This is a genomic window from Mesorhizobium sp. B2-1-3A (assembly GCF_006442655.1).
In the GTDB taxonomy this organism is placed as follows: domain Bacteria; phylum Pseudomonadota; class Alphaproteobacteria; order Rhizobiales; family Rhizobiaceae; genus Mesorhizobium.
The window spans coordinates 279984-306115 of sequence record NZ_VFWK01000005.1 but is presented as its reverse complement, the minus strand read 5'-3'; the positions used below and the strand labels follow the sequence as shown (position 1 = coordinate 306115).

24 protein-coding genes are annotated in these 26132 nt (G+C 64.1%); 9 read left to right on the top strand and 15 right to left on the bottom strand.

The genetic code is table 11. The annotated features are described in order from the left end of the window. Nucleotides 1-17: 17 nt before the first annotated feature. Entirely contained in the window at nucleotides 18-761 is a 744-nt protein-coding gene (locus FJ977_RS21750) for a glucose 1-dehydrogenase (RefSeq protein ID WP_140774249.1), read from the bottom strand. A gap of 142 nt (nucleotides 762-903) precedes the next feature. Here FJ977_RS21750 and FJ977_RS21745 point away from each other — a divergent pair, with 142 nt between their 5' ends. Further along, nucleotides 904-2400 (top strand): aldehyde dehydrogenase family protein, encoded by a 1497-nt coding sequence (locus FJ977_RS21745; RefSeq protein ID WP_140774248.1) that lies wholly within the window; start codon nucleotides 904-906, stop codon nucleotides 2398-2400. Between the two features lie 152 nt (nucleotides 2401-2552). Here the strand turns inward: FJ977_RS21745 and FJ977_RS21740 are convergent, their stop codons facing one another. The 7 genes from FJ977_RS21740 to FJ977_RS21710 form a co-directional block, all read right to left on the bottom strand. Next, the gene (locus FJ977_RS21740) at nucleotides 2553-2840 is read right to left on the bottom strand and encodes a GIY-YIG nuclease family protein (RefSeq protein WP_140774247.1); all 288 of its coding nucleotides are present in this window, start codon (nucleotides 2838-2840) and stop codon (nucleotides 2553-2555) included. A gap of 172 nt (nucleotides 2841-3012) precedes the next feature. Continuing rightward, nucleotides 3013-3909: a LysR family transcriptional regulator gene (locus FJ977_RS21735; RefSeq protein WP_140774246.1), complete on the bottom strand. Its 897-nt coding sequence runs from the start codon at nucleotides 3907-3909 to the stop codon at nucleotides 3013-3015. Nucleotides 3910-4033: 124 nt separating this feature from the next. Further along, nucleotides 4034-5530 (bottom strand): sugar ABC transporter ATP-binding protein, encoded by a 1497-nt coding sequence (locus FJ977_RS21730; RefSeq protein WP_140774245.1) that lies wholly within the window; start codon nucleotides 5528-5530, stop codon nucleotides 4034-4036. Between the two features lie 3 nt (nucleotides 5531-5533). Beyond that, entirely contained in the window at nucleotides 5534-6628 is a 1095-nt protein-coding gene (locus FJ977_RS21725; protein WP_140774244.1) for a strictosidine synthase, read from the bottom strand. Continuing rightward, a complete protein-coding gene (locus tag FJ977_RS21720; RefSeq protein ID WP_140774243.1) occupies nucleotides 6625-8742 on the bottom strand; it encodes an SMP-30/gluconolactonase/LRE family protein in 2118 nt (705 codons plus the stop codon). The genes FJ977_RS21725 and FJ977_RS21720 overlap by 4 nt, the downstream gene beginning before the upstream one ends. Nucleotides 8743-8754: 12 nt before the next feature. Continuing rightward, the gene (locus FJ977_RS21715) at nucleotides 8755-9771 is read right to left on the bottom strand and encodes a sugar ABC transporter substrate-binding protein (protein ID WP_056570822.1); all 1017 of its coding nucleotides are present in this window, start codon (nucleotides 9769-9771) and stop codon (nucleotides 8755-8757) included. Between the two features lie 37 nt (nucleotides 9772-9808). Next, nucleotides 9809-10813, bottom strand: coding sequence for an ABC transporter permease (locus FJ977_RS21710; RefSeq protein ID WP_181180002.1), 1005 nt, complete (start codon nucleotides 10811-10813; stop codon nucleotides 9809-9811). A 263-nt stretch (nucleotides 10814-11076) separates the two neighbouring features. Between FJ977_RS21710 and FJ977_RS21705 the strand changes: the two genes are divergently transcribed. Next, nucleotides 11077-11385 carry a hypothetical protein gene (locus tag FJ977_RS21705; protein WP_140774242.1) on the top strand — a complete coding sequence of 103 codons (309 nt, stop codon included), beginning with the start codon at nucleotides 11077-11079 and terminating at the stop codon, nucleotides 11383-11385. Nucleotides 11386-11515: 130 nt separating this feature from the next. On the opposite strand, the gene FJ977_RS21700 is transcribed toward FJ977_RS21705, so the two are convergent. After that, on the bottom strand, nucleotides 11516-12016 hold the full coding sequence (locus FJ977_RS21700) for a peptide deformylase (RefSeq protein ID WP_140774241.1): 501 nt from the start codon (nucleotides 12014-12016) through the stop codon (nucleotides 11516-11518). Nucleotides 12017-12222: 206 nt separating this feature from the next. Between FJ977_RS21700 and FJ977_RS21695 the strand changes: the two genes are divergently transcribed. Next, complete coding sequence (locus FJ977_RS21695) at nucleotides 12223-13245, top strand: LLM class flavin-dependent oxidoreductase (protein WP_140774240.1); 1023 nt, start codon at nucleotides 12223-12225, stop codon at nucleotides 13243-13245. A 58-nt stretch (nucleotides 13246-13303) separates the two neighbouring features. Continuing rightward, nucleotides 13304-13951 carry a ThuA domain-containing protein gene (locus FJ977_RS21690; RefSeq protein ID WP_140774239.1) on the top strand — a complete coding sequence of 216 codons (648 nt, stop codon included), beginning with the start codon at nucleotides 13304-13306 and terminating at the stop codon, nucleotides 13949-13951. A gap of 218 nt (nucleotides 13952-14169) precedes the next feature. Here the strand turns inward: FJ977_RS21690 and FJ977_RS21680 are convergent, their stop codons facing one another. Continuing rightward, nucleotides 14170-16188: an amidase gene (locus FJ977_RS21680; RefSeq protein ID WP_140774237.1), complete on the bottom strand. Its 2019-nt coding sequence runs from the start codon at nucleotides 16186-16188 to the stop codon at nucleotides 14170-14172. Nucleotides 16189-16446: 258 nt separating this feature from the next. Between FJ977_RS21680 and FJ977_RS21675 the strand changes: the two genes are divergently transcribed. Together FJ977_RS21675 and FJ977_RS21670 are read left to right on the top strand one after the other, a co-directional pair. Next, a complete protein-coding gene (locus FJ977_RS21675) occupies nucleotides 16447-16701 on the top strand; it encodes a hypothetical protein (protein WP_140774236.1) in 255 nt (84 codons plus the stop codon). 78 nt (nucleotides 16702-16779) lie between these two features. Continuing rightward, nucleotides 16780-16980 (top strand): hypothetical protein, encoded by a 201-nt coding sequence (locus FJ977_RS21670; RefSeq protein ID WP_140774235.1) that lies wholly within the window; start codon nucleotides 16780-16782, stop codon nucleotides 16978-16980. A 36-nt stretch (nucleotides 16981-17016) separates the two neighbouring features. Here the strand turns inward: FJ977_RS21670 and FJ977_RS21665 are convergent, their stop codons facing one another. Beyond that, a complete protein-coding gene (locus FJ977_RS21665; protein ID WP_140774234.1) occupies nucleotides 17017-18237 on the bottom strand; it encodes an alpha-D-ribose 1-methylphosphonate 5-triphosphate diphosphatase in 1221 nt (406 codons plus the stop codon). Nucleotides 18238-18673: 436 nt separating this feature from the next. Between FJ977_RS21665 and FJ977_RS21660 the strand changes: the two genes are divergently transcribed. Together FJ977_RS21660 and FJ977_RS21655 are read left to right on the top strand one after the other, a co-directional pair. Then, a complete protein-coding gene (locus FJ977_RS21660; RefSeq protein ID WP_140774233.1) occupies nucleotides 18674-19432 on the top strand; it encodes an SDR family oxidoreductase in 759 nt (252 codons plus the stop codon). Then, nucleotides 19429-20364: a sigma-70 family RNA polymerase sigma factor gene (locus tag FJ977_RS21655; protein WP_140774232.1), complete on the top strand. Its 936-nt coding sequence runs from the start codon at nucleotides 19429-19431 to the stop codon at nucleotides 20362-20364. Before FJ977_RS21660 ends, FJ977_RS21655 begins: the two co-directional genes overlap by 4 nt. Nucleotides 20365-20465: 101 nt before the next feature. On the opposite strand, the gene FJ977_RS21650 is transcribed toward FJ977_RS21655, so the two are convergent. After that, nucleotides 20466-21500: a class I SAM-dependent methyltransferase gene (locus FJ977_RS21650; RefSeq protein ID WP_140774231.1), complete on the bottom strand. Its 1035-nt coding sequence runs from the start codon at nucleotides 21498-21500 to the stop codon at nucleotides 20466-20468. Nucleotides 21501-21806: 306 nt separating this feature from the next. On the opposite strand from FJ977_RS21650, the gene FJ977_RS21645 reads away from it, so the two are divergent. Further along, nucleotides 21807-23783 carry an EAL domain-containing protein gene (locus tag FJ977_RS21645; protein WP_181180049.1) on the top strand — a complete coding sequence of 659 codons (1977 nt, stop codon included), beginning with the start codon at nucleotides 21807-21809 and terminating at the stop codon, nucleotides 23781-23783. A gap of 57 nt (nucleotides 23784-23840) precedes the next feature. Here FJ977_RS21645 and FJ977_RS21640 read toward each other — a convergent pair whose 3' ends face one another. The 3 genes from FJ977_RS21640 to FJ977_RS21630 form a co-directional block, all read right to left on the bottom strand. Further along, nucleotides 23841-24989, bottom strand: a complete 1149-nt coding sequence (locus FJ977_RS21640; protein ID WP_140774229.1) for an amidohydrolase — start codon at nucleotides 24987-24989, stop codon at nucleotides 23841-23843. 48 nt (nucleotides 24990-25037) lie between these two features. After that, nucleotides 25038-25493, bottom strand: coding sequence for a hypothetical protein (locus FJ977_RS21635; protein WP_140774228.1), 456 nt, complete (start codon nucleotides 25491-25493; stop codon nucleotides 25038-25040). A gap of 120 nt (nucleotides 25494-25613) precedes the next feature. Then, entirely contained in the window at nucleotides 25614-26057 is a 444-nt protein-coding gene (locus FJ977_RS21630; protein WP_140774227.1) for an SRPBCC family protein, read from the bottom strand. Nucleotides 26058-26132 lie beyond the last annotated feature (75 nt).

Sequence of the window (26132 nt, the reverse complement as noted above, 5' to 3'; positions counted from 1 at the left end):
TCACGGGCAACAGTTTTTCAGATGCACTTGCCGCCATCGACGTTGAGGTCGACGCCGGTGATCATGCTGGCCTCGTCCGAGCACAGGAAGGCGGCGGCATTGCCCATGTCCTGAGGCGTCGACAGACGGCCGATCGGGATGGTGGCGACGACGCGGGCGCGGTTCTCCTCGCCGGAGCCGATGAAGGTCGACAGAAGCGGCGTGTCGCCGGCGACCGGGTTGATGGCGTTGACGCGGATGCCGAAGGGGGCGAGTTCCACCGCCATGGCCCGCGTTGCGGCGATCGCCCAGCCCTTGGAGGCGTTGTACCAGGTGAGGTTCGGGCGCGGCGAGACGCCGCCGGTGGAGGCGACGTTGAGGATCGCGCCCGACTTCATGGATTTGAAATGCGGAACCACGGCGCGGGCGCCGTTGTAGATCGAGCGCATGTTGACGTTGGCGATCCTGTCGAACAGGTTTTCGTCCATCGTCTCCAGCGGCAGAGGCGGCTGGGCGACGCCGGCATTGTTGACCAGTATGTCGAGGCCGCCAAAGGCCGACCGGGCGAGGTCGGCGGCCGCCTCGAAGCTTTGCAGTGTCGAGACGTCACCGGTGATCGGCCGCACCTTTTCGCCGATCTCGCCCGCGACCCTGGCCGCTGCCGCCTCGTCACGGTCCATCAGCACGACCAGCGCGCCCTCGGCGACGAATTTCCTGACGATGCCTTCGCCAAATCCCGAACCGCCACCGGTGACGATGGCGACCTTGCCAGCAAGTCTCATATCTGTTCCTCCGTTGCCGGCACCATCGGGGAAGTCGCTGTGATTGCACAGTCCGATTATCTGAACGCCCTTTTAGCTTTCCTTGTTTGAGGTCGCCGGCAGCGGGAGTAATAGTCGCCACGGAATTCGTGAGGAGGACGCGATGACGCTGAATTTCGACCCGAGGGCGAAGGCCACGACGCTCTACCATGGCGAATTCCGGCCGATGTTCATCGGCGGCAAGTGGGTCGCGGCACAGTCCGGCCAGGAAATGCAGGCGCTCAACCCGGCAACGGGCGAGGTGCTGGCGACGGTGCCGCGCGGCGGCGCGGCCGACATAGATGCCGCGGTCAAGGCGGCACGCGCTGCCTTCGAAGGACCTTGGTCAAAATTCTCGCCCTACGAGCGGCAGTGCGTGCTGTTGCGCATCGCCGATCTGTTCGAGACGCATTGGGAAGAGCTCAGCGTTTCCGACACGCTCGACATGGGCCTGCCGATCACGCGCACGCTGGCCAACCGGCGCCGCGTCATCGGCATGCTGCGCTTCTATGCCGGCATGGCGACGGCGCTGCATGGTGAATCCATCGACAATTCCATTCCCGGTGAGATCGTCTCCTTCACAAGGCGCGAGCCGGTCGGCGTCGTCGGAGCAATCATTCCCTGGAACGCGCCGACCGCCGCCTCGATCTGGAAGATCGCGCCGGCGCTCGCCACCGGCTGCACCATCGTGCTGAAGCCCTCCGAGGACGCATCGCTGACGCCGTTGCTGATCGCCAGGCTTATGCAGGAAGCCGGCGTGCCCGATGGCGTCGTCAACATCGTCACCGGCACCGGGGCCGAGGCCGGCGCGCGGCTGGCCGAACATCCAGACGTCAACAAGATCGTCTTCACCGGCTCGACGCTGACCGGACAAGCGATCGCGCGGGCAGGGGTCACCAATCTCAAGCGCGTTTCGCTTGAGCTCGGCGGCAAGTCGCCGATCATCGTCTGCCGCGACGCCGACATCGACAAGGCCGTCCCGGTCGCCGCGATGGCGGTGTTCGTGCATTCGGGCCAGATCTGTATTGCCGGCTCGCGGCTGTTCGTGGCGCGCGAGATCCACGACGAATTCGTGCGCCGGGTGGCCGAGTTCGCCAGCAAATTGCGCATAGGCCACGGCATCGAGGCGGAGACCGAAATCGGCCCGCTGATCAATGCCAGGCAGGCCGGCAAGGTGGAGGGCTACATCAAGGCCGGCAGCGACGAGGGCGCAGAACTGGTCGCCGGCGGATCGCGGCTGACGGGCGAGCTCTACGACGGCGGCAATTTCATCGCACCGACGGTCTTCGGTGCGGTCTCGGACAAGATGACCATCGCGCGCGAGGAGATTTTCGGGCCGGTCATCTCCGCGATGCCTTTCGACACGCTCGACGAAGCGGTCACGCGCGCCAATGCGACGCCTTATGGGCTGGCCGCCGGCATCTTCACCACCCATCTCGGCACCGCGCACAAGCTGGCTCGCCGCGTCAAGGCCGGCTCGGTCTGGGTCAACATGTACCACGCCATCGACCCCGCCGTGCCGTTCGGCGGCATGAAGATGTCCGGCTACGGCCGCGAGGGCGGCATCGAGCACCTGCATGAGTATCTGGAGACCAAGGCCGTCTGGATCCAGACCGACTGAGGGTATGCCGATATTCAGGTGAGGGCGGCCTGCGAACGGTGGGTGCGCCCCCCAACACTTCGTCATCCTAGGGCGAAGCAAGGAGCGAAGCGACGCGCGCAGACCCTAGGATCCATTCCGTGACGTCAAAGCGTTGCAACGGTGCAGAACGCTCACCAGCCGGTTCCGCGGAAAAGCTCAAACCAATCCGGATTCGCTTTCTCGATGAGCTCAATCTTCCACTGTCTTGACCAGCGCTTCAGCGATTTTTCTCGCTGAATAGCATCGGTGATATCGAAATATTCCTCATACCAGACCAGCCGCTGAACGCCGTAACGACTGGTAAAGCCTGAGCCTTGACCGGACTTATGTTCGGGCATGCGGCGGCCAAGATCATTGGTGACGCCGATATAGATCGTGCCGCGCTTCTTGCTGGAGGTCATATAGACATAACCGGTCATGGATTGACGTTAGCTGTCAAAACGAGCGCCTTCTATCCTGAAACGCTGCATTTTCCGATCGACCTCACGGAATGGATCCTAGGGTCTGCGCCGCGTCGCTTCGCTCCTTGCTTCGCCCTAGGATGACGAAGGATAGGGCCGGTTACGCCAATCTGCGAAGCACCGCGAACAATCAATGCGCCAGTTCGCGCAGATTGGTGCGGATGAGGTTCATCAGCTGCTCCGAGAAGCTATGGTGCACGTAGCCGCGCGCGGTGATGATGCCGACGGAGCGGTGGGCGTCGCGGTGGTCGATCGGCACGACGCGCATGCGCTCGTCATTGCGCGAGATGGCGATGCCGGGCACAACGCACACGCCCAGTCCGGAGGAGGCGAGCGCCACGGCGGTCTGCGCGCTCTCGACCTCGTATTGCGGCTTGAGTTCGATGCCTTCGGCCGCCGTCAGCCGGTCGACGAGACCGCGCACCGCCGTCTTGCGGTTGAGCAGGATCAGCGGATAGCGCAGCAGGTCGGAGAGCAGCAGCTTCTTTTCGCCGCCGTATATTTCGGTGGGAATGCAGGCCATCAGCGGATCGTCGAGGATGGATTCGAACTGGAAGTCGGTCAGGTTGGGCAGTTCGGGGCCGATATAGAACTCGACCTCCTGCTGCTGCAACAGGGCAAGGGCCGCCTGCGGCGGGGTCTCGATGACCTCGACGACCGAGCGGGGATAGCGCAGCTTGAAGGTGGCCAATATGTCGCCCAGCCGGCTCGCGGCAAGCGTCGGGGCACAGGCGATCTGCACCTTGCCCTTGCGCCGCGCGGCGATCTCGGTCAGCCGGTCGAGGCTGGTCTGCACCTGCGACATCGCATTGGCGATCTCCTCGAACAGGACCTGGCCTTCCGGCGTCAAGCTGGCGCGCTGCGCGGTGCGGATGAAGAGCGAGATGCCGATCTGCTCCTCGAGGTCGCGGATCTGCATGGACACCGCCGATGGCGAGCGGTTGCTCTCTTCGGCGGCACGACGGAAGCTGCCGTTTTCGGCGGCAAGCAGGAACGTCTGCAGAAGTTTGAGGTTGATGCTGGACATGTCCGCTCGGGCAGGTGATCTGACCTCCTGACCTATTCAGACGCGGAACCGATTGCAAGGCAATAGGCCTGGCCAGGCATTGGTCCTGGCTTAGCCAGCAAAGATATTCCCCTGCAACCGGGGCTCAGTGGACGGCGGCGAACATGACGCGTTCCTCGGTCGCTTCCGACAGCATCATCTCCTCGACCACGCGGCCGCGCTTGACGACCAGGATACGGTCGGAAACGGCAAGGATTTCAGGCAGATAGGAAGAGATGACGACGACGGCCATGCCCTGGTCGGCGAGATCGCTGATGAGCTGGTGGATCTCGACGATGGCGCCGACGTCGACGCCGCGCGTCGGCTCGTCGAAGATCACCAGTTTCGGCTTCTGGATCAGCGACTTGGCGATCACGACCTTTTGCTGATTGCCGCCGGAGAGTTCGATCATCCGGGCGCGGTCGCTGGTCTGCCGCAGGCTGAGGCGCTCGCCCCATTCGCGGGCAAGCTGCCTGGCACGCGCCAGCGAGACCATCGAGACCGGGTTGGCGCCCTCGGTGAGTTCGCCCACCTGAAGGTTCTCGCCGGCCGTCATGGTCTCGAAGAAGCCGTCGAGCTTGCGGTCCTCGGTGACATAGACGATGCCGTCGCGCACCGCCGGCCTTGGCACGCGGTAGCGCACCGACTTGCCGAGCAGGCGGATTTCGCCGCCATGGAAGATGTTGCGCTTCAACAGGCCGGCAACGACCTTGGCCATCTCCGTGCGGCCGGCGCCGACGAGACCGAACATGCCGGTGACCTGGCCCGAAAAGACCGAGAAGGACGAGTTGCGCACCAGGCCGGCACAGGACAGGTTCTCGACCGAAAGCACCTTGTCGCCATAGGGCCGCGCCGCGCGCTTGACCTCGCCATGCAGCGTTTCAGTCAGGGTGCGGCCGACCATCGCCTGCACGATGGTGGCGCGGGTGAAGCCCTTGGCGTCTCCGGAAGCGACGATCTCGCCATCGCGCATGACGGTGATGCGGTCGGCGACATCAAGCGCCTCTTCCAGCGCGTGGCTGATGAAGATGAGGGCGATGCCTTCCTTGACCAGGCGCTGCAGCAGGTTGAAGAAGTGGCTCTTTTCCTCGGGCGTCAGCGTCGCGGTCGGTTCGTCGAAGATGATGACGCGGGCCTTGTGGTGGACGGCGCGCGCGATCTCCACCATCTGCTTGTGCGCCGCGCCAAGCGTGCTGACCTGCGCGGTCGGGTCGACCTGGAAGCCCATGCCGGCGAGGAACTGGCGCGCCTGGATGTAGAGGCCGCGCAGCCGGTTGAACATCTTCTCTTCGCCGAGATAGAGGTTCTGCGCCACGGTCATGGCCGGCACCAGATTGGTCTCCTGGAACACCATGGCAATGCCGGCGCGCAGCGCTTCTGCGGGCGTGGCGAAGGACACGTCCTTGCCGTCGAAGGTCATCTTGCCCTCGGTCAGCTTGAACACGCCCGCCATCACCTTGGTCAGCGTCGACTTGCCGGCGCCGTTTTCGCCGAGCAGTGCGTGGATCTCGCCCTTGCGCAGGTCGAAATTGACATTCTTGAAGGCAGGAATGCGCGAGAAGGCCTTGGTGGCGTCCCTGAGTTCGATGATGTTATCCGACATCGCTTAACCCCGCTTGCCACCGGCGGCGCCGGCCACGCGCACCACCCTCGAGCCGCCGCGCGAGGCGACCAGCAGGTCATCACCCGCCTCGCAGGCGCTCACGGTGCCGTGCACCGTGCCGTCGGCGCGCGAATGGAAACTCGACAGCGGCTTCATGTTCTGGTCGCAGTGCACCACCAGCCCGTAGGATCGGGTGACGGCGTAGGGCTTCAGCACATTCATCTGCTTGAGCTGGCTGCCCTGCATCGGTTCGCGGTAGTCGCGCCATGAACTCAGCGACGGCGCCATCCAATAGGCTTCGGGGACCTCGGCCAGCATTCGCTTGCGGTAGGCCTCCTCGCGCAGGATGAACTCCACCAGCTGGTTGCGAACGGAATAGAAGGTCAGCCAGTAGCCGGCATTGAAGGCGGGGGCGATGCGCGCGGGATAGGCCGGGAGGTGTTCCAGAACCGGCATTGTCGCCCTGGTGGCGAGGTCGATGGCCAGCACGCGATGACGCCAGGCTTCGGTGACGTAGATGCGGTTCGAGCCGGTGGTGGCGATGCCGGCCGGCCAGGCGAGGCCGTCACGGATCAATTCCAGCCGGCCGCTCTTGAGATCGAGACGCCAGAGCGAACCGGAAGCGTTCTTCTGCATCAGGTCGCGGCGCCAGCCGGTCGCGGGTACCGATGCCGAGCCATTGGCGATCAGCAGGCTGTTGCTGTCGAGGAAGGTGAGGGCGGTGATGCAGGAGAGCCGCCGCGCTTCGTCGCCTGTTGCTTCGCGCCCGTCATGCAGGCCGCCTCGAATGACGACACCCTTGCCGTCGATCGCCAGCGCGGTCATGCCGCGCGCATGGGCAAGTGCCGTGATCTCACCGGGGAATTCCTGCAACACCTCCGCATGGCCGTCGGTGCCAAAACGCACCAGCGAGGCGGCGCTGCTCGCCAGCACGCCCTTGTCGGTGCGCACGAGATTGTCGGCCTCGGCGAGGCTGGCGAAGGTCTCGGCTTCCTCGAGGCCCTGGTTGGGCAGCAAGGGGCCGTCAAGCGTCGGCACCGTCACCGCCCAGTCGCCACGGCCGAGAAAACGGTCGAAAAGCTGGCTCACGGCGCTCATGCCTTTTTGCCCCAGTAGGAATCCGAGCTGAACCAGTTGGGATCGACGCCCTTGAGCGGCAGCGTGCCCATGCGGTTGTTGAAGATGCCGCAGAGATAAAGCACGCCCTTGTGTTCGCGCATCGAGGTGATCATCGGATGCTTCTCGCCGGCGCGGTCCCAGAGGCTTTCGAGGATCTGGCCCTTTTCGTCGAAGCGCAGCACGCAACCGGTGTTGAGGTTGGGCATAAGCCAGGCATCTTCCGAAACGCGCCGCGCCATGCGGCGACGAAAGCCCGGCATTTCCAGCGACAGGTCGAGCGCCGGCGTGCGCATGCCCATCAAGGCCAGCCAGTAGGTGCCGTCCGAGGCGCGGTTGATGTTGTCGGGATAGCCGGGCAGGCCCTCGATGACGCGCTCGACCTTGCCCTTCTTCGGGCCGTCGAAATAGTAGCGGCTGATGCGGCAGGCCCAGCTTTCGGCGAACAGCACGGACTGGCCGTCGAAGGCCGTGCAGATGCCGTTCGGGAAGACCAGGTTCGACAGCAGCGTGCGGGTCGAGCCGGATTTCGGATCGTGGACGATGATGCGCCCATTGCCGCGGCTTTCCAGCGCATCGGCGTACCAGTCGTGCATCTCGAAGCGCACGGTGGCTTCGGAGAAGACGATGCGGCCATCGGGAAGGATGTCGCAATCGTCGGCGAGCTTCATGGTCGAATCGTCGACGACTGATGTCAGCGAACGGTTGGTCTCGGCCGTCAGCAGCTTCACATCGCCATTCGGAGCGACCCGGTAGAGGCCCATGCCGGCGACGCAGATGACGAGATTGTCGTCGCGGTCGAAGGCCATGCCGAGCGGCGAGCCGCCAATATGGGCGAACACTTCACTCTCGGTGTAATGCGGCGGCTTGAAGCGCAGTATGTCGCCCTGGCGAGTGCCGGTGTAGAGCCGGTCCTGGCGGTCGAAGATGACATCCTCCGCGCCGTCGAGGACGCCAAGGCCGATGACGCCGACATCCTTCAGCCGGTCGTTCACCGCTATCGGCGTGCCCGGCGCGGTCGAGATCGGCTCGCGCATCTTGGCGAAGGTCGGCGAGATGTAGACGCTGCGCAGGATCTTGTGGCGGTTCTTCACCCAGCGCACGTCGAGCAGGACCGAGAAAAGCAGCACGAGACCGAGGATCAGGTAGTTGACCGGGCCGGAAACGGCCAGAGCGAGCAGGCTGTTCGACAGGACGAGCACGAAGATCGTTCCCATCAGCGCCTTGGCCACCGAGCCGCGCCCGCCGCCAAGCGAGATGCCGCCGAGCACCGTCGCGGTCAGCACCTGCAGTTCGAGCCCGGTGCCGATATCGGAAGCGGCACTGCCGATGCGGGCCGAGAAGAAGAAGCCGGAGAGCGCGACCAGCACCGAGCACAGCACGTAGGCGCTGAACAGGGTGAAGCGCACATTGATGCCGGCATTGTAGGCGGAACGGCGCGCGCCGCCGACCGCGAACAGCCGCCAGCCATAGCGGGCGCGCGAAAGCACCAGATGGATCACCAGCGCGATGACCACGAAGACGACGAAGGAGGTCGGTACGCCCCAGATCGTGCCGAAGCCGAGAAAATCATAGATCGGGGAATCCGGCCCGCTGGTGACGATCGGCGTCGAGACCTGCGGGAAGATGACGTCGAAGGTCGAGCGGTAGATGATGAGCGTCACCAGCGTGGTCAGGAAGGCCCGCATGCGCAGGAAGCCGACCAGGAAGCCGTTGATGGCGCCGCAGACGATGCCAAGCCCGAGGCAGGCCAGCAGGCCGGTGCCGAAACTCCATTGCCCGACATTCATGCCGTAGAGCGTCACCAGGACGGCCAGGGCGAAGGTCGAACCGACCGACAGGTCGATGCCGCCCGAGACCATGACGATGGTCATGCCGAGCACGACCAGGCCGAGCTCAGCGGTCTGGCCGCTGAGATTGGTCAGCGTCGCGACGCTCCAGAAGCCCGGCACGATCGAGCCGAAGATCGCGCACAGAATGATCAGCGCCGTGAAGGGGATGACGCTGTCGATCCACTTCTTGGTCAGGATCTCCCCGACCACGTGGTCGGGGAGCAGGCGGTAGCGCCAGCGCACAAAGCTTTCGGCCATGCTCATCAGAACAGTCCGTTACTTGAGCTCGTCCAGCTTCCAGCAGTTCCTGCCGGTGGCGTTGGTCTTGTCGACGCGGGTGATCGGGCCGAAGAAGATGGTCTTCTCGCTGCCCGCCTGCCGCTCGGGATGCTGCAGCAGTTCCGAAATCTGCTGCGCCGCGATCTCCGCCTGGATGGGCGAGTTGAAGTTGAAGATCACATCGAGCAGGCCGTTCTTGATGCTCTCGCAGCCAGTGGCGCTGCCGGCGCCATTGGTGACGATGGTCACCTGGTCCTGCTTGCCGGCGGCCGCGACGGCGGCACCGGCGCCGACTTCGGCGTTGTCCCAGATGCCCATGATGCCGCACAGGTCCGGATGCTGCTGGAGGACCGTCTCGGTGATCTGGCGGGCCTTTTCGCTCATGTAGTCGGCCGGCTGGTCGGAGACGAGCTGCAGTTCGGGATTGGCCTTCAGCACCTCATCGATGCCGGTGCGCATGTAGATGTTGGCCGCACCCGTCTGGACGCCGGCAAGCCAGACCACCTTGTGCGATACGGCATTCGGCCCGGTGCAGTGCTTGGCCAGTTCGCCCATTTCGAGACGGCCCATCTCGATCCAGTCATTGCCGACATAGGAGTCGGTCTGGGTCGCCGACTGCATGTTGACCTGCAGCACCTTGATGCCGGCGGCCTGCGCCTGCTTCAGCAGGCGGGCATAGGTCTGCACGTCGGGGTTCTGCACGATGATCAGGTCCGGCTTCTCCGCGATGGCGCCCTGCATGGCGCGGATGCCGGCATTGGTGTCGCCATTGGGGTCGCGCACTTCGATGCTGAAACCGTAGCGGGCGGCATGGCGCTGCCATACCACCACCCAGGACTGGTTGAGGTCCATGCCTTGCGAGATCGGCACGAAGATCACCTTCTTGCCCTTGAGCGATTCCAGATAGGGCGCACGCCCGACCTGGTCGGTTTCCTGCGCGGTGGTGACGTTCGCGGCGCTGAGCAGCGTGAGCGCCGTCAGGCCCGCGAAAAGGCAGTTCTTGAACAACTTCATGGTTTCCTCCCTGATTGATGTTTCGGCTTGATGTTTTTCAGATATCGCCGCTCTGCGAGGTCTGCTCGTCGCGCGGATTGATGATGGCGTCGATCGCCAGCGCACCCAGCAGGATCACGCTCTTGATCAGGTTCTGGCTGGTGTAGCTGAAGTTGAGGATCGTCATGCCGTTGGTCAGGATGCCGACCAGGATGGTGCCGACGATGACGTTGCGCACGCCGCCCTGGCCGCCGGAGAGGCCGATGCCGCCCAGCACCACGACCAAAAGCACGTCGTAGATCAGGCTGGAATTGTAGAGGCGCGTGTCGATGCCGGTGACCAGGCCCAGCATGATGATGCCGGCGGTAAAGGCGATCAGCGCGCTCAGCACATATTGCGTCACGATGATCGGGCGCGTCGGCAAGCCGGTAGTGCGGGCCGCGTTCGGATTGTCGCCGGTGGCATAGACCAGCCGTCCGAAGCGGGTCTTGCGCAGGAAGAAGCCCATCAGCGCCGCCACCGCCGCGAAGATGATCACGACCATCGGGATGCCGAGGATGGTGCCGCTGCCGATGAATTTCAGCCAGGCGATGTTTGATGGCGCATAGAGCACGTCGGAGGCAAAGACGATGCGGCCCGAACCGTAGACCGAGGAGGCGATGGCAAGCGTGGCGAAGATCGGCGGGATTTCGGCAATCGCCACCATGATGCCGGTGAACAGGCCGATGGCCGCTGCAAGAAGGGCGCCGCAGACCACGGCCAGCGTGAAGTCCACGCCCCAGGTGGAAATCCAGATCGAGAAGGCGACGCCGACCACCATCACCGCCACCATGGTGAGGTCAATGCCGCGGCCGACGACGATGAAGCCCATGCCGACCGCCAGCGTGCCGAGGATCGAGACGTTCTTGAGGATGGCAATGATGTTGCCCTGGGTCAGGAAATTGTTGAGCGTCGCGGAGAAGGCGAGGAAGAGGATGACCGAGATCGCGACGACGACGAGCTCCTGGGACATCTTGATGCCCATGCGCGCGCCGTCGGATTTGCCCGAACCAGCCAATTTCATTCCTCCCTCGCTGCCAGCGTCAAGCGGCAGCTTGCCCGAGCGGCATTGCCGCTCCGGCGTTTCCTCCACAGCCCTGAGCCGGCTGCCTCCCTGAAGACCATTGCGGCTCGGGGCGGAAGGGGCAATTTCGATTTTCTGATACGCTGTGCAGTTCGCCCCGGCGGACGGCAAATCGCGGGACAGGTAAACCGCTGCCCGGGAACCTTTGTTCGGCTGGTGATTTTGCCTATATAGGAATGCGAATGGCCAGAAGGGTGTTGCCGATGACGACGAAACGCTTTGCGATCTGCGCTCTTGCCCTGGCGATGGCCTGTGGCGTGTCCGCGCCGGCACTTGCCGGAGCCAAGCACCACCACCACCGGCATCACCACACTCAGAGCCAATACTACGGCCAGGCCGGGTCCGAACGCTACGTTCCCGCCGATGACGATCTCATCGGCTTCCTGTTCGGTGGCCCGCGCTATTACGACCAGCAGCTGTTCACGACCGCCGCCGGCGCCTGCTCCTACGACAGGGTGAGCCCGGACGCGAACGCGACGAACAAGATCAACGATCATCACTGCGGGAAATGAAGGCCGGAGAGATTCAGGCTGCTTCCCATCCCGCAAAGCGATCGGGGCGCAGCCATTCCTGGCCTGGATTGCAATCAGCGCGGAACGATGTTGCCGGCCAGTGCCGGTTCCCTGCGGTTTGTCGTGGCGCCTACGAGGCTCGCATCAGTTTGCCGTAACGCTTGATCAGCCGGTCGCGCTTCAGGCGCGTCAGCCTTTGCGTCCAGAAGACCCCGTCCAGTTGATCGATCTCATGCTGGTGGCAAACCGCCAGCAGGCCATCGGCGTCCTCGAACCGCTCGTTGCCATCCAGATCCTGATAGCGGACCCGGATGCGGGCGTGGCGCTCGATATCCTCCGTGACACCGGGCATCGAGACACTGCCTTCCGCATGACGGATCATTTCGGTCGAGGCCTGGATGATCGATGGATTTACGTAGATCCCCGGCTTTGCGGCGGAGGGAAGCTGGATCACGACCAGGCGCCTCAGAATGCCGATATGCGGGCCGGTGATGCCGATCCCCGGCGCCGCGTGCATGGTGTCAACAAGGTCGCGGGCCAATCCGTGCAGGTCGCCGTCGAACAGCTGTACAGGTTCCGCCACGGCGCGGAGGAGGGGATTGGGGAACCTTATGATCGGCCGAACCGCCATGGACCACTTTCTCAAATCGCCAATCATTGCCTTTCAGCGGGACCGCAGGCGATCGACGGCCCCATGAGACAGGACGCGGGGGCATGAGACAGGACGCGGCCGGTCACCCCCTGTGTATGGCGCCCTTTGGTATTGCTCAAGGCGACGGTGTGTAACCCCGCTGTTTTGTCATTGAAGCACGCGCCGCTCGCATATACTTCAGGGCCATGAAAAAAATCGGTTTCCTGTCATTCGGGCATTGGACGCCCTCGTCGCAATCGCAGGTGCGCTCAGCTTCCGACGCGCTGCTGCAGTCCATCGATCTCGCCGTCGCCGCCGAGCAGCTCGGCGCGGACGGCGCCTATTTCCGCGTGCATCATTTTGCCCGCCAGCTCGCCTCGCCGTTCCCGCTGCTGGCGGCTGTCGGCGCAAAGACCAGCCGCATCGAGATCGGCACCGCCGTCATCGACATGCGTTACGAGAACCCGCTCTACATGGCCGAGGATGCGGGTGCCGCCGATATCATCGCCGGCGGCCGCCTGCAGCTCGGCATCAGCCGTGGTTCGCCCGAGCAGGTGATCGATGGCTGGCGCTATTTCGGCTACCAGCCGCAGGAAGGCAAAAGCGACGCCGACATGGCGCGGCATCACGCCGAGGTTTTCCTCGACACGCTGCGTGGCGAAGGCTTCGCACAGCCCAATCCGCGACCGATGTTCCCCAACCCGCCTGGCCTGCTCAGGCTCGAGCCGCATTCGCAGGGCCTGCGCGAGCGCATCTGGTGGGGTGCGGCCACCAACGCCACCTCGGAATGGGCGGCGAAGCTCGGCATGAACCTGCAGAGCTCGACGCTCAAATTCGACGAGACCGGCAAGCCGTTCCACATCCAGCAGGCCGAGCAGATCCGCGTCTATCGCGAGGCCTGGAAGGCGGCCGGCCACAGCCACGAGCCGCGCGTCTCGGTCAGCCGCAGCATCTTCGCGCTGGTCGACGACCGCGACCGCGCCTATTTCGGGCGTGGCAATGAGAGCCGCGACCAGATCGGCTTCATCGAGGAAAACACCAGGGCGATCTTCGGCCGCAGCTACGCCGCCGAGCCTGACGTGCTGATCAAGGAATTGGCGCAGGACGAGGCGATCGCCGAGGCCGACACGCTGCTGCTCACCGTGCCTAACCAACTCGGCGTCGACTACAACGCCCACGTCATCGAGGCGATCCTGACCCATGTCGCGCCGGCACTGGGCTGGCGCTGACGGCCACGCCGTGTAACCATCTCCCGAGGCGCGGCGCGCGGTTCGGGAGGTTCACGGCATGGCGAAGAAGGCCCTGATTGCCTGGGGCGGCTGGGAAGGCCATACGCCCGAGCGCAGCGCCGAGGTTGTGCGCAAACTGCTTGAGCGCAACGGATTTGATGTCACGCTGGGCGAGGGCACGGCGATGTTCGCCGATCCGGAATTGCCTTCCTTCGATCTGATCGTGCCCGTCATCACCATGTCGACGATCGAGAAGGCCGAGCTCCAGAACCTGACGCAGGCCGTTCGCGGGGGAAGCGGGCTCGGCGGCTTCCACGGCACGATGGGCGACAGTTTTCGCAACGAGCCCGACTACCAGTTCATGACCGGCGGCCAGTGGGTCGCGCATCCCGGCAACATCATCGACTATCAGGTGGTCATCACCCGGCCGGACGATCCGATTACCAGGGGGATCGGCAATTTCGCCTACCGGTCGGAGCAGTATTACATGCATGTCGACCCGAGCAATGAGGTGCTCGCGACGACGATTTTCAGCGATGCGCATTTCCCGGGCATTGGCGGGGTTGCCATGCCGGTGGTGTGGAAGCGCAGGTATGGCGCGGGGAAGGTCTTCTACAGTTCGCTTGGGCACACGGCGGATGAGTTCGCGGTGCCGGAGATGGCGCTGATAGTGGAACGCGGTTTGCTCTGGGCGGCGCGGGGGTAACAGTAGCCGTTGGCGCTCTACGGCGCCCCCCTCTGTCCTGCCGGACATCTCCCCCACGAGGGGGGAGATCGGCCGTCACCGCGGCCTTCGCGAATTTTCAAAGTTGCAGGAAAGAGCGAGGCGTCAAAGCTGCTAATCTCCCCCCTCGTGGGGGAGATGTCCGGCAGGACAGAGGGGGCGTGACGGAACTCGACGGTGGGTGTTGGCTTTACCGCTGCTCACCCAATCCCGCCCGTAACCACATAGGCGCCAGCACTACGCCCATCCTCCAGCCGCACCACCGCCGTCACGATCGAGCCATACGAAGCGCGCCAGACGCTGTGGGACCTCTGATGCTCGGCGGCGAGAACGAAGGCGCTCCCGTTGAAGCGCGTGCCGCTCCGCTGCATGGCGACGGGCTCTCCGTTGACGTGCACCTTGATGCCGGCGTTCTTCGCCTCGACGGGCAGATCGAGCGTGATGACGATTTCGTCCTGATCGTCCAAGGTGCGCGTCTCGGCGGCAAGTGCGATTGCGAGCGGTGGCGCCTTGCCGCTGCCGGCTTGAGTGGATCGGCCCGAAAACACATCATCGGCCAGCTCAGGCGTGCGTGGCGGGCTCGTCCGGCGCTGGGTCGATTGTTCGAAATCGCCGGCCATGCGCAGCAGCCTTTCGTCGTCATAGGCCTTGCCGGCGAAGGTGAGGCCGACGGGCATGCCGATATCGGCCATTGTGCCCATCGGCACGGTGACGGTCGGGATGCCGAAATGGCGCCAGACCAGATTGCCGTTGGCGACCCAGGTGCCGTTGCGCCAGGCAAGGTCGGCCGACGCCTCGTTGATGTCGGCGTCGGCCGGTCCGACATCGGCGGCGGCCGGCAGCACGACGGCGTCGATGCCGTGTGCGTCCAGCCAGTCCTCGAAATCGACGCGCCTTGTTGTTTCCAGCCCCTTCAGCCCATCTGCAATCGTCGGGATGTCCTCGAAGGGCGTGACGCCGGATTTCGCGCGCTCGACATATTCAGCAACATCGAAGCCGCCTTCGTAGCGGTCGGGCAGCGTGCCGGGCGGCTGCGGAAAGATCCTGGGGCCGTCGACCGAGGCGAGATCGGGCAGCGCCGGGTCGGCATTGGCGCGCAGGAAATCGTCCCAACCCCAGATGCAGAGGTCCCAGATTTCGCGTTCGGCGAAATCCGGCGGCACCAGCCCGCGCTCTGCCATGGTGCGCGCGCCGGGGCGGTCGCGTTCGTAATTGGAGACGACGGGAAAATCGACCTCCACCACCTCGGCGCCCAGCCCTCTAAGGTCGGACGCTGCCCGTTCCCATAGCGCAAGCACCGAGGCGCGGGTTTCGATCGGCCGGTCGGCTCCGCTGTCGCGGCCGATATACATGCGGGGCACGCCGAGCCGTTTGCCCTTCAGTGAACCCGCGAGCGTCAATTCGGTGTAGCGTGGCGGCCGCGCCTCGGAGCTCCTGGGCAGCGCGACCCAGGGCTGCGCGCGCCAGAAGTCGCCTCGCGTCGCAGGATCGTCGGCGACGATCACGTCGAGCAGTTCGAGCATGTCGGGCACGCTGCGCGTGTGAGGCACGACCACGTCCATGGTCGGCACCAATGGCCAGTTGCCGCGCACGGAAATCACGCCGCGCGAGGGCGTGTAGGCGACCAGCGCGTTGTTGGTGGCCGGCGCACGCCCGGACGACCAGGTTTCCTCGCCGAGCCCGAAGGCGCAGAAACTGGCCGATGTCGCCGTGCCGGAGCCATTGGACGAGCCCGAGGCGAAGGCGGCGGTCAGGTAATCGGCATTGTAGGGGCTTTCGGCGCGGCCATAGACGCCGCGCTGCATGCCGCCATTGGCCATTGGCGGCATGTTGGTGAGACCGACCAGCACCGCGCCGCCGGCGCGCAGCCGGGCGATGGTGAAGGCGTCCTCATTGGCGACGAGATGCTCGAAGGCAGGCGAGCCGGCGGCGACCGTCAGGCCTTTGACCTTGTAGCTGTCCTTGGCGGTGTAAGGGATGCCGTCGAGCGGCCCGAGCAAGGCGCCGTCGCGCCGCCGCCGGTCGGAAGCGGCGGCCTCCTCGAACATATCAGGATTGAGCACCGGAACGGCGTTGAGGCTGATGCCGTGACGGTCGAAATGCGCGATGCGCCTGAGATACACCCCGACCAGTTCGACGCTGGTGACGAGGCCCTCGTCGAGCGCCCGGCGCAATTGTTCGATGGTGGCTTCGACGATGTGCAGGCTGGCATCGGTCATCTTCTGGTCCCCGGCTCGTTTCCAGGCCATGGATGAGCGAGGCCGCCGGCTTCGGCAAGGGCCAACACGCAGTCTTTGTCGGAACGTGTTGTTCCCGCGGTCGCCAGCCAAGCGATTTTTGCGCGTCCCTCCGCATGACATGGCCCTATGTCAGCGATGCCGCTGGCATATACGTTCCATTGTGATAAAAAAAGCATCACCTGTTGCAACTTCAGGCGAGCGGTTGCGTTAACGGCTCCCGGGGACACGAGGTTTGCATTGGACCGTTTTGAGATCCTGAACGAGCCGACAGGCACGTATTCGATTTTCGACAGATTCACGGAGTTGCCGGCGACGGCGGGAGGCAAGACATTCATCGGGCTCTACCGGCACGAAGTGCCGCTGGCCCTGCTCGCCGTCATGGAGGCTTTCAGGCCTGGAGCCGGGTCACTGCTACCGTCACTCGCGGTGCTGGGCGGCTGGCGTCAACAAAATGACTTGAAAGATCATCAATCGGACGGCTTGCAAGCGTAAGTTGAATCTCGCAGAAGTTGCGCCAAGAGCATATGATTGAAGAAAACACCGCCGCTATCCCAGCATGAGAGGGGAATCATGTCTGACCAGAATGCCCTTATCCGCGCGGCCATTGGACGGCTGCTTTCGGAGAAAACCGGAGCCGCGGTCATTTCCATGAAAGAGAGTGTCACCGAGCTGCTGGCCATGACCGGCGCGGTGCAGACCGTCGAAACCCTGCAGGACCTGCTGCTGGAAATGGCCGAGGTGCGTGGCATGACTGTCATGCTCGACGTCTAGGGCAAGCCACCGTTTCACGTTTTTCCTGGAGCAGCCTCAGCGCAATTCGAACCCAGCCGGTACCCGTTGAGCCGCGTGACCAAGGTGTTCCGCTTGCCGCGCCGGTGCCAGCGTGCCGTCGCCGTAGATCATGCGGCCGGCGCGGAAGGTAGCACGGACGCGTGGCACCGGATGGCGGTCGGCCACCACGAGATCGGCCAGGAGGCCGGGCTCGATGGCGCCGCGATCGGTGAGCCCCAGGGCCCCGGCAGGATTGGCGCTTGTCAGCGCCGCCGCCGTCACGAGCCCTTCGCCACGCAACTCCGCCAGGCCAAGCACGGCCGGCAGGATCGAGGCCGGATGGTAGTCGCTGGCCAGCATGTCGAGCAGCCCGGCCTCGTAGGCCTGCCGCGCGGAAAGATTGCCGGAATAGGATTCCCCGCGCAACGCGTTGGGCGCGCCCATGGCGGTGTACATGCCAAGCCTGCGGGCTTCGCGCGCTGCTTCGAGTGTCACCGGGAATTCGCTGAGCGCGGCGCCCAGGCCATGGACGAGCTCCACCTTCTCCAACGTGTCGTCGTCATGCGAGGCCAGCACGACGCCATGGGCCCGCGCGCGGGCCGACAGGTCCTGTAGCGCGTTCAGCACATCGCCCTGGCCCTTGCGGCCGGCCATGCGCTTGCCGACGACCTCGGAGGCCGCGGCAACGGACATGCCGCGCTCGTTGGCGACGCGGGCGATGTAGAGTTCGACGTCGCGGTATTGCCCTTGTCCGGGTGTGTGGTCCATCAGCGAGATCAGGTGCAGCCGGCCCGCATCCATCAGCTTCTGCAGCATGGCGATCGCGGGGGTGAAGGTCACCTCGAAGCGGGCATGAATGCGGTGGTCGACCAGCAGGTCGTCCTTCAGTTCGGCGATGGTCTCGATAATCGCCGACGTATGATCTTCCGAGCGCAGCACGCCGCTGGTGACACTGGCGCCGATGAAGGAGAGCGCGGCATAGGCCGTGGTGACGCCACATGAGGCAAGCTTCTTGTCGAGCTCGGCGATGCCGATCCGCATCGGCACGTGGACGCCGGTGCGCGGCTCGACCTCTTTCTCCACCATGTCGCCATGCATGTCGATGAAGCCCGGCAGCAGCAGGCGCCCGCCGCCCTCAATGTCGGCATGCTCGACTGGCGCGTCGCGGATCTCGGCAATCCGGCCGTCTTCGATCCTGACGGCGCCGTTCGGGACGACACGGTCGCGCAGGACGATCTCGAATTCACTCAGCCACATCTGATGTCTCTTATAAGGAAGCTGTTTCAAGGTGGGTTTCGCGGTCGGCAAGGCCGGCGACATCATCGGGGTGATGCGTCTCGAGGACCTTGCCGAGCCCGGATCGATAGCACGAGGGACGATCAATCAGGCGAAAATTGTATGGTCATGGCAGGGCCTGTAGCTTGGCGTGAACGGGTTGCGGGGCGCGCTGACCCGGGTGGACTGGTCGGTACCTTATGTTGCACGAATCAGCCCGTCGCGCGTGACCATAAGGCTGTCCGCTATCGTCCTTGTGACACCGGGATCGTGTGAAACGAGCGGCATGTGCCGCGGCGCGCACGCTGCGGCCCTTGCCGCCAAATCGCTCGTCGCCGCCACGTCTCTTCCGGCAGTGCTGACTCTTTTCCGAAAGCTCGAACGTCTTAGCTACAGTGAAGCAATGGAGCAGGGTCAAATGAGCCTCAAGGACAAGAAAATCGTGGTCACCGGTGGTAGCCGGGGACTTGGCCTCGGGCTGGTCGAAGCGCTGGTCGAGCGGGGCGCAGAGGTGACCGTCGTCGCGCGCGGCGCCGAGGCGCTGGAGGCGGTCGGTGCGCGGCTTGGCGTTGCAACGATCCGCGCCGACGTTACGGACGAGGACGCCGCCTATCGCATCCTCGGCGAGGTTCGCCCCGACATAGTGGTGCTGAACGCTGGTGCCGCCCCCCGGATGGGCCGGCTGGATCAGCTGAAGTGGGAGGATTTCTCCGTCGCCTGGGAAACCGACGTCAGGGCCGGCCTCTACTGGCTGCAGGCGGCGCTGAACCTGCCGCTCAAGCCGGGCAGCCGGGTGCTGGTGGGATCGAGTGGTGCCGCCGTTACCGGATCGCAGATGTCGGGCGGCTATGGCGGCTCCAAGCGCATGCTGTGGTTCATGGCCAAATATGCCAATGGCGTGGCGCAGGAGAAGAAGCTCGGCATCCGCTTCCAGGCGATCGTGCCGCGGCAGATGATCCTCGGCACGGGAATCGGGGATGCGGCAGCCGGCGCCTATGCCGGCTCCATGGGCATCACGCCAGAACAATTCGTCACCCGTTTCGGCGCGCCGATGCCGCCCCGCGCGTTCGGCGACAGGGTGGTTTCCGTGCTGGAAGACCCGCAATATGCCGAGGGCGTCGTCTTCGGCCTCAACGGCGACGCGGGCGTAATGGTCATGGAGGGCACAGCGGCTTGAGCGAGCGGGAGCCTGCCGTGGATCGCGACCGACAGGAAGGGCTGCTTGCCCTTGCGACCGTTCTGCGGCCGGAACTGCACCGCTATTGCGCGCGCCTGATGGGGTCGGTCATCGACGGCGAGGACGTGGTGCAGGACACGTTCGCGCGAGCCTTCGTCGCCCTGGACGAACTGTGCGACGTGCCGCAGCTCAGGCCCTGGCTGTTCCGGATCGCCCACAACCGCGCGTTGGACCTGCTGCGCAGTCGCGCGATCCGCGCCTCGGAGCCCATCGAGGCAGCGCTTGAAATTGCCGATGACAGCAAGGTCGATCCGGTGGAGATGCTGATGCGCAGGGAGGCGATAGAGACCGCCGTGTCGCGCTTCGCGGAGCTTCCGCTGCTTCAGCGCAGCGTCGTTATCCTCAAGGATGTGCTCGACGAGCCGCTGGCCGAAATTGCCGCCTTGCTCGGCATTTCGGTCGATGCGGTAAAGGCGCATCTGGCGCGCGGCCGCGCCCGGCTTCGGCAGATCAATGCCCAGGCCGAGCCGCTTCCCGACGCGCGCATCGCGTCGGCCGCCGTGGTGCGCTATGTGACGCTGTTCAACCAGCGCGACTGGGATGGCTTGCGCGCGCTGCTTGCCGACGATGTGAGGCTTCAGCAGTCCATGCACCCGCCACGCTCGGGTGCCGCCGATGTCGGGATGTTCTTCACCATCTATGCGAAGAGCGATGGCCTGTGGCTCAAGCCGGCATGGGTCGAGGGCCGTGAGGTGATCGCCGTGTTCGAGCACCGGACCGCCCCGAAGCCAATCCACTTCATGTGGCTGGAATGGCGGGAAGGGCGGATCAGCTTCATCCGCGACTATCGCTATGTCGGCTATGTCACCGACGATGCCGAACTGGTGCTGCCAGGCGACGCCGGATCCTTCGGCCGCGGCACCGGATACTGATGAGCGGCGACCTGGCGCCGATCTCGCTTGGCGACGTTTGGCTACCGGCAGCGATGCGCGAGCATCACCGCCGGGCTGATGGCGAGGTTCAGCGGAGGTTGTTACCCGCGCTTTTCAATCACGGCGTACAGCACGTTGCGGTTCTCGCCGAAGTATACCTGCGCCTCGACGGTGTTGCGGTCGACGCTGGCATTGACGATGTTCCACATGTCGACTTCCGAGCGCAGCAGCAGCACCCAATCCATGAACGTTTCCCGGTAGCCGGCGTCGGGGGTGCCCTCGGCGTAGTTGGCGAACAGGAACTTGCCGTTCGGCTTCAGCATCTGCAGGCAGGTCTTGGTCAGCTTCACGGCGACGTTGTGCTGGAGGTAGTCGTAGAGGCCGGAGGCGTAGATGAGATCGAACTTGCCGAGCTTGTGGCCCCTGGTCAGCACCGTCCGCACCGAGCCGTCGATGGCCTCGACCGCGGTGCCATGGAAGTCGCGCGCTATCAGCCCGACGCTCTGCGGATCCTGGTCGAGCGCGACCCAACGCTTGAGCCGGCCCTCGGCGAGCGCGACGGAACGATTGGCTTCGCGCAAATGGCCGGCGGCGATCGCCAGCACCTCGGTTTCGGGTCCGTTCCTGGCCGCGGCCTCGTCGACATAGCGGGTCAGGAGATCGCGCCGTTCCCGCGCCGCGACGCATGACGGAACGTTCTGGGTATGGCTGTAAAGCGCCTTGCCGACCTCCGAGGCGTTGGCCACGCTCTCGGCCACGTGCGGGTCGCAATAGATGTAGTCGAGCAGTTCCGCGTCGCCGGAATACCCCCTGGGCTTGGTGAAGGACCAGTGCGTCAGCGGATCCTGGAGGAAGTAGTTCAGGATCGGGTGGTTCTGCGCCACCGGTATCAGGGCTTGCCAGACGTCGGGATGAACCTTGGCACGCAGCGCATTGAGCAGCGACAGCAGGCGGCGCACGATCTCGGCCGGAAATTTCTGCTGCTCGACCTGTTGCTGTGTCGCGTGGAGGATGAGCGCCAGTTCGGCGCGGGCGGTTTCGAACGCTTCGCCATGATGTTCAAGCGTGCCTTTACGCAGACTGCCGGCGATGATCTCTGCGGTAATCAGGCTTTGCCCATCGAACACGGTTTGCACACCAGGACTCCTTGGTTAACAGTCAGTTAACTTATTACTTAGAATGCTCCATTTGCCAACGGAGGGTTCGGAGCATTTTATTGTTATGATTAATTTCCCGCTAACCATCTCAATTTATTAGCGATCTTGCAGATAAGAATCCGGGTTCGAGTTAACGCAAACTTGTCTGGCGCCACTGCATTTTACCGCGTGGCAATCGTGTCGCGTCCCAAGGAGTCGTCCTGCGTGGGGGCAGAAGCTGGAAAAGAGTTCGGATCGCAAAGCCCCCTTCGAGAGGGGTTTGTGAACGAGCGCGCGTCATCCAGATTGGCCGATACGGTGGATGTGGAGCCGTATGATCCGCGCCACGAACTGGGGGCCGACGAACTCCGCATCCTTTACCGCAGGGAAGCCCAGGCGAAGCGAAGGGCAGAGGCCAGGCCGGGCCTGTGGATCGCCGTCGTCATCTATGTGTTGTTTTCGGTATCGGATCTGCTGCTGATACCTGACGTGGCGGCCTACACGATCACCGCGCGCTTCGCGGTTGGCCTGACCGCACTGCTGGTCCTGGAAGCACAGCTTCGCCGGGGCGCCGCGACGGAATGGCTTGACGTGACTTGCGCCGCGGCCATCATCTTTGGCTATATCGGGTGGCTGTTACCGGCATCCATGGGCGCAAACAAGGAAAGTGTCGCCTATTACATGGTATTCGGCACCATTTTCATGATGAGTGCCAATCTATTTTTTACATTCAGGTTCAAGGTGTCGATCATAACGTCGACAATCATATTGTGCATCTTGTATGTGGTAAATTACTTTGTTCCGGCGTCGCTGACGTACAAGATGGTATTCGGTACTTTTTACGTTTCGTGCTTCACGTTCACCTCCTATGTGAACTGGAAGCTGAACGAGGAGCGCTACAACGTCTTCCTGAACGCTCTCGAGGCCAAGATCCAGCACAAGGAGGCCACCGAACGCGGCAAGGCCCTGCTGAGGCTGTCGCGGACGGATCCGCTGACAGGCCTGGAGAACCGGCGCGCCATCGACGAGAAGCTGCGCGACTACTGGAGCGACTGGCAAAAGCTCGGCAGCAAGTTCGCGGCCATCCTCATCGACGTCGACTTCTTCAAGAAATTCAACGACTGCTACGGCCACCAGGAAGGCGACCGCTGCCTGATCCATGTCGCCAATGCGCTGAGCGATCTGATCAAGAACTACAATGGCTCGATCGGGCGCTACGGCGGCGAGGAATTCATTGTGCTCGCCCGCATGGACAAGAAGAGCCAGGTCGCGGAGCTGGCGGAAGCCATCTGCCGCACAGTGGAGAACCTGGCGCTTACCCACGAGCTCAGGCGGGACGGGATCTCGATCGTCACGGCGAGCGTGGGTGCCGCCTTCACCAGGACGCAGGCCGGCGCCAAGCTGGAGAAGATCATCCACGAGGCCGATCGCGCGCTCTATCTGGCAAAGGCCAGCGGCCGCAATTGTGCCCGGCTGTTCGACCCGACCGATCCGCAAAGCAGCGACGAGAGCGAAAACCTCGCGGCCTTGCTGAAGATCGCGATCGGCCAGAGCCTCGTTTCGCTCGTCTATCAACCTATCCAGGATGTCGTGTCGGGCCGGGTCGAAGCCGTGGAGGCGCTGATGCGTCTCAAGATGCTCGACGGCACACTGGTTCCGCCGAGCCTGTTCATTCCGGTGGCGGAGCGAACCGGCGCGATCCTGGAACTGGGGCGCTGGGCGATAAGGACGGTCTGCTCCGAACTCCTGGCGGACGATCACATCCGTCTCGTCAGCGTCAACGTCTCTCCGATCCAGCTCAAGACGCCCGGCTTCGCGGCGTCCGTCGCGACCATTCTGGGCGAGACCGGCGTGACCGGCAACAGGCTGGCCTTCGAAATCACCGAAGGGCTCGAGATGGAGATGCACTCGGACATCCTGCGCTGCATCAGCGACCTGAAGCTGCTGGGCATCAAGATCTGGCTCGATGATTTCGGGACCGGATTCGCCGGCCTTTCATGGCTGCGTCTGATCGATTTCGATACGGTGAAGATCGACCGCTCGTTTCTTCACGATTGCGGCACCCCGAAGGGCATGGCCATGCTCCAGGACATCATTGCCCTGGTCCGCAATCGCGGCCACCAGATCCTGGTCGAAGGGGTGGAAACCGACGAGCAGATCGCCCTCATGCGCGAGTTCGGCATCGACAAGATCCAGGGCTTTCGCGTCGGCCGACCCGTCCCCGCCGCGAATTTCCAGGCCAAGAGGGCCATCCACAAACGCCCGTTCCTCAGGTCCGCCTGACAGGCGCGGGCGAACGCGGTTTGCGAGGCCGCGACCGGCTTGCGGCGGCGCGCCAACTCACCCCAGCAGATTGCGCGCCGTGCGCATGAAGATCCTCGAGCCGATCGGGATCAGGTCGTCGGGGAAGTCGTAGTCCGGATTGTGGAGCGCCGGGTGGCGCTCGCCGGCGCCCAGGAAGAACATCGCCGATTTGGCGCTGTGGCCGAACAGACCGAAATCCTCCGAGGCGCGCATCGGCAGGGCTTCTTCACCATGCACGACGCCTTCTTCCTGAAGCGCGCGTTGCAGGTGTTCCACCGCATCCGGCGCGTTGACGCTGGCGACGAAGATCTCGTGGTAATCCCAGCGCGCGGAAAGACGGTGCCTGCCCGCGATCTCCCTGACCAGCGCCTCGGCGGCGGCGCAGAGGTCCGCCATGCGTTCGTCGCGGCGGGTGCGCAGCGTTGCCCAGACCTGCGCATGCGCGGGCGCGATGCCGAACACGGCTTCGCCCATTTCGGCATGGGTGACGGTGACCATGGAGAAATCGTCGTCGGCGAAGGTGGCGCGGCCGAGCGCGGGCAGTGCCGGCATCAACTCCGAGATCGCCGGCATGGGCGAAATACCGGTCTCCGGCATGGAGGAATGCGCGGTCTTGCCTTCCAGCACGATGCGCATGCCGCGCGAGGCGCAATTGACCACGCCGGGCTTCAGCCGCACCTCGCCGAACGGCACGCCGGGCAGATTGTGCAGCGAGAAGGCGAAATCCGGCGCGATCTCGCCGTAGCGGGGGTCGGCGACGACGCCGGCCGCGCCATTGCCGGTCTCCTCCGCCGGCTGGAACATCAGCACGACGCGGCCGCTGGCCGGGCGTTCGCGGCCGAACTGACGGCCAAGGGCGGCCAGGATCGCGGTGTGCCCGTCATGGCCGCACATATGCGACTTGCCCGGCACTTGCGAGGCATGCGGCACGCCCGACAGCTCCTCGATCGGCAGCGCGTCGAGTTCGGAGCGGAACAGCACGGTGGGACCGGCCTTGCCGCTGTCATAGACCGCCGCCACGCCGTGTCCGCCCAATCCGGTCAGCACCTTGTCCGGGCCGGTATCGGCGAGGAAGGAGACGACCTCTTGCGCCGTCTTCTCCTCTTCATTGGAGATTTCCGGCTGCCGGTGCAGCTTGCGCCGCCACTCGGTGATCTCGACGATATCCCGGTTGGTGAGGGTCACGCGTTTCCTCCGCCGCTTGTTGCGATCGGCGCAGTGTCGCAAACGCCGCTAGCGTACGCGATTGGGGCAGAGCGCTTTGAACTGGTCCAGCGTGACATCGTATGACGAGGCGCCGGAGCCATCGAGCACCACATTGTCATCGATCGATGTGATCAGGTAGTCGGTGGCCACGTCCGTGCCCTTGTTGCGGCCCTGGAACAGCATGTTGGCGCCGTAGAAGGTGGTGAATTTGCCGGTCCTGCAGTTGGCGGTGATCTCGAAGTGCAGGGGCGACTTCATTTCCGCGTCAATGCACTCCTTGGAGAAATCGTGGCCGTATTCGCGGCAGTAGACGCCCGCTTTGCGCCTGTCGTGCTTGGCCAGGATGCTGGCATGCGTGGAGCCGATGCCTGACTTTTTGACGATGGTCAGTTCCATTCCCACCTTGTTGCCGTAGTAGATCGTGCTCGCTTGCGCCGCATTCGCCAGGATCAAGGCGGGCAACACAACCAACAGATGTCGCATGGAAACTCCTCCCTTTGACCGGGAAAGGATTCACGCCCGCGATCGCGCGGTCAAGGCCCAATGCACAACCGCCGCCGACGGGCATGTCATCGGCGGCGGCGGGCACTTTACGGAATGGCCTTATTGATTGATCTCGGGCTCGACGAGCTTGGCCAGGTTTCGCAGCGATTCCTGCCAGCCGAGATAGCAGGCCTCGACCGGGATGACGTCGGGAATGCCGGCCTGGATGATGTCGATTTCGGTGCCGACCGACACTTTTTTCAAGGTGATGGTCACCTGGATCTCGCCGGGCAAATTGGGGTCGTCGAACTGGTCGGTGTAGCGCAGGCGCTCGCCGGGAACGAGTTCGAGATACTCGCCGCCGAAGGCATGGCTGCCGCCTGTCGTGAAGTTGCGGAAGGACATCTTGAACGTGCCGCCGACCTTTGCCTCGAGATGATCGACCGTGCAGGTGAAGCCGTTCGGCGGCAGCCACTTGGCCAGCGCGTCGGCTTCGACGAAGGCGCGATAGACCTTCTCCGGGCTGGTGGTGAGAACGCGGTGCAGACGTACGGTTCCGGGCATATCGTGTCCTTTCATGATGCGTGTTCGATGTCCCAAGGACGAACGGGGCTTGACCGATCCGACACAGGCTCTCAG